This is a genomic window from Photobacterium swingsii, assembly GCF_024346715.1.
Lineage (GTDB): Bacteria > Pseudomonadota > Gammaproteobacteria > Enterobacterales > Vibrionaceae > Photobacterium > Photobacterium swingsii.
Genome location: NZ_AP024852.1, coordinates 1580178 through 1592704, shown reverse-complemented (window position 1 = coordinate 1592704; position 12527 = coordinate 1580178). Strand labels below are relative to the sequence as shown.

Here is a 12527-nt window from a genome sequence, read left to right as displayed (position 1 = left end):
TTGTACTGGCGTTAAGCTAAGTTGCAATAGCACTATTTTAGCGAAAGACTCGCATTCAGAAACCACCAGCCACAAACTCAGAGGGCCAAATACCAAATTACAGGCAATAAAAAAGGTGGAATCAATCCACCCTTAGTTACTCTCTTGACAATCTATGACGACTATTGACTAATCGCACTATCAAACAGGTTCTTTACCAAACCTACATAGTCTTCAAGGAAAGTAATTTGTTCGTTGGTCGGACAGCGTGTCCATGCACCTGCAAGCACTTCGCTAAGATCTTCAACAACAGCATCAGCTTCTTGCATCAGTTTAAAGCGTAAGTCTTGCTCAATATCCGGGTTCTGGCTAAATACAACCATAAGGTTAGACGCAACCATGTCTGTCACAACATCTTCTACTGTTTCAGTACAAGTATCTGTGCTTACATTTTCGAATAACGACAGGTGCTCGGTAAAATATTCTATCAGTGCCAAGTAACCTTCAGATTCAACAACCATATTCGTTCTTCACATTATTTACAATTGGGTCAATTCTAAATAGAAGAGAGATAATTTCAATCCCATTGCTCCATCTTGTTGCTGTATATCAAATCTTGGGTGCTGTTTTAACCCATTCGCACTGCCATTAAGCAACAACTTATAAAATTAAGCGATTAAGATAAAATCGCAAGCTCGCTTTCAGGGATTATAACATTCGATACTGTAGTCTGGTTGCGCCCATTTTGTTTAGATTCATACAGGGCATTATCGGCATTTTCTAACCAAGCTTCATAGGTTCGAAAACCCGAGTGCCATTCACTCACTCCTAAACTAATAGTGACATTAATAGAACGTACATCGACCGCTACTGCTGCTTTTTCAACCCGTTTACGCAAGCGTTCAGTAAAGTACAGTCCCATTTCAGCGGTCGTGTTAGGCAAAATCACACCAAATTCTTCACCACCATATCGACCGGCAATATCACTCTGACGTTTCGTTCGTCGCAGTAAACTCGCTACAGTACGAATAACCCCATCACCCGCAATATGCCCGTGAGTATCATTCACTTTTTTAAAGTGATCGATATCAAACATCACTAATGTTGCAGGTTGCTGCAATTGACGACAACGTTCAAACTCTTCCAGTAAACAACTTTCCCAGTGGCCACGGTTATAAAGTTGAGTAAGACGATCTGTCATACTTAAATGCGTCAGCTGCTCATTTGATTCACGTAAATGGGTCTTATTTTTCGCAATGTCAGACACATCTGTGATCGTCATACAGATATGACTATATTCACCGCTTAATGATTTAAGTGGGGTTAACGTCATATTCTGATACATCAAGCTCGAACCGCCTGAGATAGGACTAAAATTCTGAAAGTTAAAGATCTGCGGGCGATCTTCCCAGCCAGTAAAAGAGCGCATACGCAGTTTAAAAGTGGACTTTATTTTATTCTTCAACCACTCAATGGGAAGATCCTCAACCACATCGAAAAGATTACGCCCTATGATGCGGTCAGCATTAATGCCACTATACGCCTGCATAAAGGTATTCCACGCCATCACGGTGTAATTACGATCAAGAATCACAACGCCAGCGTCGATGTTATCCATCACTTGCAGCGTTAAATGAAAATCAGCAAGGTTCATCTGGTTCAATGTAAGGTTTCCATTATTTTTTTTATAACCGAAGTTGAACTGTTATCCATCAAGAACAGCACATCACAATCCAAATCTAAAGATTCAGCACGATAACCGTATTCAATAGTAAAATACTCCGTTGCTGCACTTTTCGTACTATCACTCCAGTGCATGTACTCCTCTAGCACTATAGGTTGACGAACAGAAAATGGAATATTCATATGTTCTGTCAATGCGCCGAGAAAAGAAGACACCATCAAGTTCGCAATATCAATCACAATTTCATTAGTATGCTCGTCGACTTGACTAAACCCCAACCGCTGACCAAAGGCTGAAATATCTTTGCCATGTAAGCGCACTAACGCTTCACCATAGATACCTCCACCAACAAAGCGTTGAGAAATTGCGACTGCGTGCTCGTTATCGCGGATTTCGTTGAGTGTCATGGCCAAGCTGCTTGCTTCCGTTGTCGCAACAATAGGCAAAGGCATGGTAATAAATTCACCCAAATGATCGGAGATGATGGCAGCTCCTCGTCCTAACGCTACGTTGGCGACCTCTCTAAATACTTCAATGTAATTAGTTTCTACGCAAGGGAATGTAGCAAGTGGCCGAATAGGTGATGTCACGCCGAAGCGACTTAAATTTTCAAATAGTTCACTTGGTTCAAAAGGTTTTGCCATAAAATGCTCAACGCCCAGAGCTTCGCAACGCGAAATGGCTTGTTGCTGAACATCTGCAGACAAAATCACGACATTAGTGTCATGCTCACTTACGGGTAATGATTCAAGTAACGTATAACCATCCATCACTGGCATAGTCAGATCGAGAAATAAAATGTCTATGTCATTATGACGCAGACATTCAAGCCCCTCTTTGCCGTTCAGTGCGTAATGTAAAACTACATTATCAATAGAGCAGAGATAACGCGCCATTGTTCGATGAACGAAAGGTGAGTCGTCACAAATTAGAATGTTATAGTTATGTAACACAGCTCAAGCCAGCCTTGAAAAGGACGTTTTAGATCTTTAATGATAATCAAACGATTTTATATAAGGTATTTTCATGCCTGTAAATTTATTCAATAAGTGACACGGATCGTCTTTTTGGATAAAGGTGACATTTTTTTGGCAAATGAAATCATTGTTTTTATGGCTGTTTTTTATATCTTAAGCCCAAACTCATACGCCAAAACGACAGATTTACGTCAAATTTAACTCAATATTAACACAGTAAAATGACGCTACTAGCCTAATGCATGTCTAATTTTTCAGACTGTCAAAAAGACGCAGTACAGAATATAAACTGTTTAGTATGCCGCCTGTTAATCTTGTTTTTTGTGGAAGTTATTACCTTCAAATATGATTGTGGTAAACTCTTCCATCACAAAAACATAACAACCAGGTATATTTATAATGAAAGTAGTCCGCTGGCTCTTAGGTCGTCTCATCTTAGTTTTAAATGCCGTATTTTCACCTAAAGGTTTAGCGCGCGATGCCGATAAACAAACAGAGGTGAATAATCAAGTCGAGAAACTAAAACTCTATCAATTTGAAGCCTGCCCTTTTTGTGTGAAGGTACGTCGATCTGCAAAACGCCTTAACCTGCCTTTAGAAACACGTGATGCTAAAGTTTCACCATGGGAACAAGAACTCATTGAGCAAGGTGGTGCTAGAAAAGTACCTTGCCTACGCATTGAAAAAGAAGACGGTGATGTAACTTGGATGTATGAATCAAACGATATCATCGCTTATCTTGAAAAACGTTTTGCATAGACCTTCACCTGTCATATTCATCATTAAACTGTTTGAGATATAGAATGAAAAAAACCAAAACCATCACGACTGATGATATTTTATTAAAACTTTGTCAGTCATTTTCAGGTGTATTATCGACCGCAACAGACACGGATGTTAATTATTCGGCAATGGTGCAAAAGATTAATAAAACAAGTTTAAAGCCCGATATTGGTTGCTTCGTTTTATTTGATGGTGGTTTTACAGGACTTGTTGTTGCGAACTTTTCACAACATGCCGCGCTTGAACTTTACCAAGAATACATGTTGAAAATGGGTATCCCCGCAGATGAGCTTGCCATTCTGCACACATCAGATGATGTATCAAATGTACTTGGCGAGCTAATGAACCAAGTTATTGGTGATTTCACCAGTAAGATTCGTCGCGAATTACAAATCTCGATCATGCAAAACCAACCGAAAATGTTGGCGCTAAATAAGCAAATTTTGCTGTCAGTTGATACTAACTTAGACCGCCCACAGGCTCGCCGTGTCAGCTTCACAACTCAAAAAAACAACATCTTCTATCTAGAGCTAGCAATGGACAAAACTGAGTTCATCCAAATAGAAGAATTTGAGCAACATGCAGCAGTCGATCCAGATAGCTTGATAGAAGAAGAACAAAATAAAAAATCTGTATCAGAAGAGTCTACATCAGCGTCTTCAGTATCGCAGGCAGAACAAGATCTGCTTGATGAGCTAGGCATCTAATTGTTACATCAGTACCATTTTTAATCGTGGTATTAACAGCACATCGCGTAAAAAAGGGCTTGGCATCTATTGCCAAGCCCTTTTTAGTATTGGGTACATCTTCAACTTAACGGTAGCCGTGCTCGTTTTTCCAGCTACGACTCATTTGTTCAACAATACAGTTAGGTAATGGACGGTGTGCTTGAGATGGTTTTGTTGTTATAGGACGATAGCCAGCGATTTTTAAACGTAAATCAATCGCTTGATTAATAGGCATACCCGCTTGAGCAAGATCCCAGCGAAACACCCTTAGCGCAGTATATTCGTGTTGTTCAATATCACCGCCATACGGGTATTTCAGCACTTTATCATAGGCTTGCTTCGCTAGTTCAAAGTTTACTTGAATCATAAGCGCCTCCTGTGAACCAATAAGCATCTTTTGCGTACTGGATATAACCACAGTATTACGTTACAACGTAGCTGGCAAGTAAAATTACCCGTTTTTATGCTTTTTATTCAGATACAAAAAAGCCGAAACACAGTCTCGGCTTTAAGGTATTACTCACTAAGCTAAACTACTTAGGAATATTAAAGTTCTTATCATCCGTACAAGTAAAGGTGAAGTAATTCTTACGCTCGCTGAATACAGTAAACCCTTTACCGTGGCAATACGCCCCATTCAGTTCTTGCATATACGCTAACGTACTTTGATTCTTCACTACAAAGTAACTGTCGTTTTGGCAAATAACTCGTATTTTACCATCATCGCTTTTGGAGAATGCCTTCACTTTGGCACCGCATAAGGCATAGCTCGCTTCTACATAATCATCCGCTTGCTGATCGACCGTTTGACTACATGCCGTTATTGCTGCTGTAAAGAAAATCACACTCAGTACACGTATCACAGACACTCTCCTTTTCAACGGTGAAGAATTGTGTTCTTTTTCAGTGTAGTAGTTCTAAACATCGATAGCAGAATAATTACAACGCTTGAGAACAAAAAAAGACTAAATCCTAACCTTTTACATGCTTTTTCTCATCAATGCGACGACGATGCCAAATCGAATAATGGCGTAACCCTGCTGGCCCGTGAGCAATAAAAACAGATAAAATCAAAATAGTCGCAAACAAGGCAGGCTTACTTTCTGGGATGATAATAAATGATGCTAACAGACCAAGTTTAACGAAAGTCAGCACGCCTTTTAGCTGAATTAACCACAACCTTGAACTCAGTATTTCTGAAATCATCATCAATACCCCCGTCGCCATGGCTAGCATCCACCACATTTGCCACTGGTAACTTTCAACTTGATACAAAATGCCGGCACTGGCCATCGCTATGCCAGTAATATGCAATGCACGTAACCCTGTTTTGCTTAATCGGCGAATCCAAAAACGTGTTTCAGACATACCGAACTCTTCTTGTTTACCACGTTTGCGTGATGAATGAGCCAGCTCTGGCTTAGTTTGCTTCTGGGAAGGTAATTCTGAGGAAGTTTCCGATTTTTTAGATTGAGTCATAGCACTTTATCGCGAGTTTTTAACGGTTCGATTCTAATCGTAAACAACAAAATATCGAACCATTGATTTCACTCAAACTGAATATATCCTCAGTTTTATCGCTCACACCCTGTTGTTGCCGCTGTAAACGTTGAAATTTTCCCCTCAGTCACCAAGATGCAGTCCATGCCTGCAGCTAATGCAGCGCGCTGCCCTAACAAGGTGTCTTCAAATACGACGCAATCTTTTGGTTCAACACCCACCAGCTTTGCAGCTTTAAGAAATGTATCGGGATGAGGTTTATGATTAGTCACATCACTCGCAGTCACAACAGCATCAAGTAACGGCATTAACCCCGTGACAGTCAATAACTCATCAGCATGACGTCGCATACAGCCCGTCCCCACCGCAACCTTTTTATCTTTACGATGTGCTTTTAGAATATCGACCGTTGCGGGGATGATATTGCCTTTATGAGTCAATGATTCGTAATGGCGAAATTTAGTTTCAGCCAGTAATTGAGGGTGTTGGTCGAGGCCAAATTTATCAATGATCGCTTGCGCTGTTTTGATTGTCGGCATGCCACCTAGGCTATGTAGCCAAACTTCATCAAAGGGGATTTCAAACTCTTCGCAGGTTTTTTGCCATGATCCGACATGTGCTGGCATTGAATCGATGAGAGTGCCATCCATGTCAAAAATCAACGCTTGGTATTTAGTAAGATCCATCTGTATTCCCTATTTCGAAACGCGCTATGTTAAATAGCCTTATTAGCTGTCACGATATCTGAGAATAATGCTGTTTACTAGCGCTTATCCAAATGGGCTATTCCCCACTTTTTTGCAATGCGATCGAAGAAACCTTGGGTTTGCTTTAACGTGATCCAATGATTCACATAATTAATCCACACTTGCTCATCATTGGGGATTAACATCGCAATAGGTGTCGGCCTTTGCATCCCAGCAACCTTTGCCACTTTTAACTTAGGGTAGCGACTAGCCAGTGATGCTGCTTCAATATTCGAAGTGAGTGTCATGGTGGCACGTTTAGACAATAATTCGTTATACGGCGTACTGCCCGCCGCAACGGTTTGATGCTGAGCATCAGGGAAAAGTTCTTTCATGATCATCGCTTGTACCGTGCCAGCAGTTGCTGCTACTTTGACATAGCTAGAGTTGAAATCTTGCCAACGACGAAACTGATTAAGGTTATTGCTATGAACAACCGGCACAAAAGCAAGGTAAAAGTAAGGCTTGCTGTAACCCGCGACTTTAGCCCGCTGCATATTCAGTGAGGCGCTGCCCGTTATGTCGTACTTGTCAGTAACGACACCGCTAACTAAGGTTCGCCAATCCGCAGGCACATACTCAACGGTCACTCCCAAATCTTTTGCAAGCTCGGTCGTAATATCTATATCAAACCCTTTATAGAAATTCGTCGCAGGGTCACGCATTGTCATAGGATGCCAATCCCCTGTCGTGCCAACGCGGAGTACGCCACGATCGATGATCTCTTGCAAACGGCTTTTCGCCGCAAGTGCTGGTGATAAACTCAACACGATACAACACAACAGCATGCAAATGACTTTTACCGAACGTTTCAGGAACAACACAGGCAGCATAACAACCTCTCAATGTTAACGAACGCACCCCACCAAGATTCAGCTGAATCATGGTTTAAACACATTCATTAAACATAGCAGTCTTTTACACTGATAAATAACAAATTAATTACATTAACTATGCAACAACTATCAAGTCCAACAGCAACTTTATCGACTATATCCTTTTAAAAACATGTCAACACAAGCTTCAAGGTATCCCCTATTTTGTTGCTCTGAATCTTCAATTTTTTGCCCTAAATATGCCCAATAAAGTACCTTGCCATGGGCCATTAATAATAATTGCATGGCGGCATCTTGGGCGGGTATCGAAAGCTGAATAACGTGATTATCATGCTGAACTTGCAGGTATTCAGCTAACATTTCTGTCGTTGCCTGTGGACCTGCTTGCAAATACACTTTTGCAAGCTGAGGGTGTGTTTCACTCTGGCTAACCGCAGCTCTGTAGGTCTGGCAAGCCTCTTCACTTAACAGCATCGATTGAAAGCGCAAGACAAACTCTTTCAATACAATATCTATGGTTCGAGTATCTTCAAGTAAAGAGTCATCAAGTTGATTATCGACACATTTAGCCCTAATGCAGGTATCAAAAAGATCATCTTTGGTCTTAAAGTGTGCATATACAGTTTGCTTCGAAACTTCTGCCTTCAGCGCAATTGCATCCATACTCACGCCATAGCCTTGCTCACAAAACAAAATGCTTGCTGCCTTTAAAATCTGCTGTTTTTTTTGTTCACTTCGCGTTGTCACAATACGCCTCACATAAAAACAATTTGTTATCATTGGCATTACAATCAAACTAGACAGTCTAGTTTAATTCGTATACTTTTTAACTATACGCTTTTTTTGTTTCATTGGCAGACAAATAGGATCCGATATGCCCTTTTTTTCGAATCATTTTTCACTCCCACCCATGGGACTGACACTCAGCCTATTAATCGGATCCAGCTTATTAATGGGGTGCAATAGCTCAACAGCTGAGGCGGAAGCGAGCCCAACAACCGCACAAACCATCAAAGTAAATAGCGTTACGCTGCTGCCTCAAGAAAGCTATCAAGTACAACGTGAATATGTTGGGACAATCCAAGCCGGCCAACAAGCTAAACTGGGATTCGAACTTAGTGGAAAAATTGCACAATTGCTGGTTGATGTCGGCGATCAGGTCAAGCTTGGGGATCCTATGGTGATCCTAGATACGCAACTCTTACACACGGAAGCCGACCAATTAAAAGCACAGCAGGCACAGATCACCGCACAATTAGATTTGGTTGAAGCCAACTTAAACCGCCAACGATCATTAAAGAAAAAAGGATTCAGTGCTGAATCTGAAATTGATAGCTTAAACAGCCAGCGTAATGTATTACGTGCTAATTATCGCCAACTCAGCGCAACACTGGCTGCCAATCAATTGCAACAGCAGAAATCAACCATCTACGCCCCTTATGCTGGCACTGTCAGTGCTCGTCATATATCCACAGGAGATGTTGTGAGTATGGGTTCCCCTACGCTGACCTTGCTCGCCAGTACCCACCAAGAAGCGCATATAGGCATACCAGCCAAACAACTAACCAAGCTGTTGCAGCAAAACAAGATGAAGCAGCACGATAAAGAGAAGCAACTAGCTTATAAAGAGCAAGCAAATTATGCCGTGAAAGAAAGCGATGATTGGACGCTTCGTGTAGGACACAAAAGTTACGTCGTCACCTTGTTAAATCCAGGGGCACGTGTTGATGTAAATTCTCGCACGGTACAGCTTCGTTTTGCCCTTCCTGCCGAAGCACAGGCTATTGACGGTGAATTGGCTTATTTAGCATTTCAAGATCACCATAAAAACGCAGGGTATTGGATTCCCCTTTCTGCACTGACCGATGGGATCCGCGGCGTATGGAATGTATTTGCGCTCAAGCCTGACGGATCGGCTTACACTATTGAGCGCCGGAGCGTACAAGTACTCTTTGCGAATAATGATCAAGCCTTTATCAATGGGGCCATCGAACCCAATGAAAAGATCGTTGCCAATGGCCTTCATCGTTTAGTGCCAGGCCAAACGGTTTCACTCGCAAAAAAGTTTCCCCTCCCTCTGAGCGATGAGGGAGCATAAACTATGTTTTCAATCATCAATAATACGCGCCTACTGATCCTCGCCGTCGCTTTATTGGTCGTTAGTGGATTGTCGGCTCTCAATACACTGCCCCGCGCTGAAGATCCTATTATCAAGAACCGACATGCCAGTGTTATTACCCACTACCCTGGCGCAACCGCTGAGCGTGTTGAAGCCTTAATCACTGAAAAACTAGAAACTGCCCTGCGTCAGCTGGATGAAATAAAAGATCTCACCTCTGTTTCTCGTCCTGGGATCTCAGTGATTACAATCGAACTAAAAGATGAAATCACCGATAGCGATCCCGTTTGGTCACGCGCACGCGATAAACTGTCAGACGCTGAGCATTTACTACCGAAAGGTGCTTCACGCCCTGATTTAGATAGCGATCATACCTACGCGTTCACTGCAATCACCGCCCTGACTTGGCGGGGTAAATCAGAGCCCGACCTACTCACAATGCGCCGTTATGCTACCGAATTAGGTAACCGCCTGCGTAATTTAAGCGGGACAGAATTTGTTGATGAATATGGTATGCCAGATGAAGAGATTCTTGTCAGTATGGATCCTGTCGCGACAAGTGCGCTGGGCCGCTCTGCTGTTTCTATTTCTAATGCCATTGCAGGTGCAGACGCTAAAAACGCCGCTGGTGAACTGGTAAACAGCCACAACCGCTTTAGCCTTGAAGTCGCCGATGCATTAAATTCAGTCGATCGCATCAAGCGTGTGCCTATTGCTGTTGACGACAATGGGCATGTTATCCGCCTTGAAGATATTGCAGACGTTGAACGCACCGCAGCTACCCCGCCCGCACAGCTGGCCTATATTCATGGCCAGCCCGCTGTTATCGTTGCTGCCCGCATGCAACCACATCTCAGAGTCGATAGCTGGACTAATCGCGTACGTCATTTTTTAGATAGCTATCAACAAGAAATACCGAGCAACATCAAAGTTAACCTCATTTTTGAGCAACAGAGCTATACCGATAATAGGCTGTCCGATCTCACCGAGAGCCTACTACTCGGCTTTTCGATTATTTTGGTTGTCTTACTGCTGACACTTGGATTTCGCTCCGCGATCATTGTTGCCTTATCGCTACCTTTAACTAGCCTACTAACCCTTACCATGATGAAGTTTACAGGCTTACCGATTAATCAGATGTCAGTCACTGGCTTAATAGTGGCGCTTGGCATCATGGTCGATAATGCCATTGTCATGGTGGATACCATTCAGCATTATCGCCAGCAAGGTATTCAGAAAATACAATCGGCAATTAATGCCATCCGCCACTTGTGGGTACCTTTGTTGGGTTCAACCTTAACCACGGTATTAGCATTTGCGCCTATATTCTTAATGCCTGGGCCTGCGGGGGAGTTTGTTGGTGCTATTGCCGTCACCGTTTCATTTTCGCTTATTGGCTCTTACATTATCTCGCACACCATAGTGGCTGGCTTCGCCTCTCGTTGGTTACCTGACGCGAACAACCACTCGCAAGTGGATGTTAAAAAAGCAAACATTCAACACGCTTGGTATCACACAGGCATCCACTTGCCCAAGCTAAGCAAAATGTTCAAGTCCTCTATTAACTTAAGTATTAAGCACCCTTTCATCACCGCATTATTAGTAGCCATTATACCTTTTGCTGGCTTCTGGGGGGCCACTCAGCTTACAGAGCAGTTCTTCCCACCATCTGATCGCGACATGTTTGAGATTCAGCTCTTTATGCCCCCTCAGTCAAGTATCTATGCGACAGCCGATGCCACCGCGCAAGTCGATAAACTCATGGCTAAGCATGCAGAGGTAGAACAAGTTAATTGGCTGGTTGGCACCAACTTTCCATCGTTTTACTACAACTTGGTTGCAGGCCAACGTGGAGCCCCCTACTTTGCGCAAGCCATGGTGAAAATGTCAGATTTTAGAGCAGCTAATGCCCTGATTCCCTCCCTACAACAAGAACTCGATGAAGCGTTACCACAAGCACAAATTCTGGTACGAAAACTCGAACAAGGCCCTCCTTTCAATGCACCGCTCGAGGTTCGTGTTCTTGGTGGGAACTTAGATCACTTAAAAAGCATTGGCGAAGACATACGCCTGATAATGGCGCAAACACCAGATGTCACCCATACTCGCGAAACATTGCAACCAGGTACACCAAAAGTGTGGGTAAACGTTAATGAAGAAGCGAGCCAACTGAGTGGATTAGCGCTGTCAGACTTAGCAAGCCTATTACAGGGCTCTTTATCAGGCAGTGTAAATGGTTCTATGATTGAGGCAACAGAGTCCATCCCAGTGAGGGTCCGCGTTAGCGATGAAGGGCGTGAGAACATCACTCACCTTAGTAATTTACGTTTACCTGTAAAATCACAAAGTAACATCACTGGCTTACCTATCTCAGCCCTTGCCGAATTGTCGCTTGCACCAAGCCGCGGTGCTATCCCTCGCCGTAATGGTGAGCGCGTTAATGTCATTGAAGGATATATTCGTGCCGGTGTGTTGCCACAAACTGCACTCGACCACTTTAAAACACGATTAATTGATTACCAACAAACACTACCATCAGGCTACCGTATTGAGTTTGGTGGTGAATCCGCAGAACGAGATGAGTCTGTAGGCAACCTACTGTCGAATTTACTCATGGTGATCACCCTATTGATCATGGTAGTCGTACTCTCGTTTAACTCCTTTAGGCTGAGCCAAATCATTTTCACCGTCGGCTTTTTAGCGGCAGGATTAGGGCTTTTCTCAGTATGGCTGTTTAGCTATCCATTTGGCTTTACTGTCATCATTGGGATATTGGGCCTAGTCGGCTTGGCAATAAACGCAGCCATTGTCATTCTTGCTGAATTAAAATCTTGCCCCGATGCCGTGAAGGGGGATCAAGCCGCTATCCTCAATGCCGTAATGAGCTGTACTCGTCACATAACATCGACCACTATCACGACTGTTGGTGGTTTTATGCCATTAATTCTTGCAGGAGGCGGATTCTGGCCACCTTTTGCGATTACAATCGCGGGAGGTACACTGCTCGCCACCATGATCTCATTTTACTTTGTTCCTGCTATATTCCGCGTTGCTGTTATGAGAAAGCCATTGGCAGTAACGCCATCAATAACGGCTATAAGCCAATAAACGAATCCTGTAGATAAATTAGCTAACAGCTAATAACAAAAAGGTGCGCCATTAATCTTAATATAAG

General features: G+C 42.9%; 13 protein-coding genes. 4 read left to right on the top strand and 9 right to left on the bottom strand.

Annotated features, from left to right (window positions below):
- Positions 1–161 precede the first annotated feature (161 nt).
- The 3 genes from OCU77_RS07525 to OCU77_RS07515 form a co-directional block, all read right to left on the bottom strand.
- Positions 162–500, bottom strand: coding sequence for a DUF3802 family protein (locus OCU77_RS07525; protein ID WP_048897240.1), 339 nt, complete (start codon positions 498–500; stop codon positions 162–164).
- Positions 501–655: 155 nt separating this feature from the next.
- Positions 656–1633, bottom strand: coding sequence for a sensor domain-containing diguanylate cyclase (locus OCU77_RS07520; RefSeq protein ID WP_371700813.1), 978 nt, complete (start codon positions 1631–1633; stop codon positions 656–658).
- A 5-nt stretch (positions 1634–1638) separates the two neighbouring features.
- Positions 1639–2559, bottom strand: a complete 921-nt coding sequence (locus OCU77_RS07515) for a response regulator (RefSeq protein WP_048897317.1) — start codon at positions 2557–2559, stop codon at positions 1639–1641.
- Positions 2560–3039: 480 nt separating this feature from the next.
- Here OCU77_RS07515 and OCU77_RS07510 point away from each other — a divergent pair, with 480 nt between their 5' ends.
- Positions 3040–3399, top strand: coding sequence for a glutathione S-transferase N-terminal domain-containing protein (locus tag OCU77_RS07510; protein ID WP_048897238.1), 360 nt, complete (start codon positions 3040–3042; stop codon positions 3397–3399).
- 44 nt (positions 3400–3443) lie between these two features.
- A complete protein-coding gene (locus OCU77_RS07505; RefSeq protein ID WP_048897237.1) occupies positions 3444–4130 on the top strand; it encodes a DUF3334 family protein in 687 nt (228 codons plus the stop codon).
- A 106-nt stretch (positions 4131–4236) separates the two neighbouring features.
- Here OCU77_RS07505 and OCU77_RS07500 read toward each other — a convergent pair whose 3' ends face one another.
- The 6 genes from OCU77_RS07500 to OCU77_RS07475 all read right to left on the bottom strand — a co-directional run bounded on the left by OCU77_RS07500 (position 4237) and on the right by OCU77_RS07475 (position 7896).
- Positions 4237–4518 (bottom strand): hypothetical protein, encoded by a 282-nt coding sequence (locus tag OCU77_RS07500; RefSeq protein ID WP_048897236.1) that lies wholly within the window; start codon positions 4516–4518, stop codon positions 4237–4239.
- Positions 4519–4684: 166 nt separating this feature from the next.
- Positions 4685–5014, bottom strand: a complete 330-nt coding sequence (locus OCU77_RS07495; RefSeq protein WP_048897235.1) for a hypothetical protein — start codon at positions 5012–5014, stop codon at positions 4685–4687.
- A gap of 109 nt (positions 5015–5123) precedes the next feature.
- On the bottom strand, positions 5124–5630 hold the full coding sequence (locus OCU77_RS07490; RefSeq protein WP_239685808.1) for a hypothetical protein: 507 nt from the start codon (positions 5628–5630) through the stop codon (positions 5124–5126).
- Positions 5631–5725: 95 nt separating this feature from the next.
- Complete coding sequence (locus tag OCU77_RS07485) at positions 5726–6337, bottom strand: HAD family hydrolase (protein ID WP_048897234.1); 612 nt, start codon at positions 6335–6337, stop codon at positions 5726–5728.
- 77 nt (positions 6338–6414) lie between these two features.
- Positions 6415–7230, bottom strand: a complete 816-nt coding sequence (locus OCU77_RS07480) for a transporter substrate-binding domain-containing protein (RefSeq protein WP_390624763.1) — start codon at positions 7228–7230, stop codon at positions 6415–6417.
- Positions 7231–7380: 150 nt separating this feature from the next.
- Complete coding sequence (locus OCU77_RS07475; protein ID WP_239685807.1) at positions 7381–7896, bottom strand: TetR/AcrR family transcriptional regulator; 516 nt, start codon at positions 7894–7896, stop codon at positions 7381–7383.
- 211 nt (positions 7897–8107) lie between these two features.
- Here OCU77_RS07475 and OCU77_RS07470 point away from each other — a divergent pair, with 211 nt between their 5' ends.
- Positions 8108–9331 (top strand): efflux RND transporter periplasmic adaptor subunit, encoded by a 1224-nt coding sequence (locus tag OCU77_RS07470; protein ID WP_084711676.1) that lies wholly within the window; start codon positions 8108–8110, stop codon positions 9329–9331.
- 3 nt (positions 9332–9334) lie between these two features.
- Positions 9335–12460 carry an efflux RND transporter permease subunit gene (locus OCU77_RS07465; protein ID WP_107302431.1) on the top strand — a complete coding sequence of 1042 codons (3126 nt, stop codon included), beginning with the start codon at positions 9335–9337 and terminating at the stop codon, positions 12458–12460.
- Positions 12461–12527: the final 67 nt, after the last annotated feature.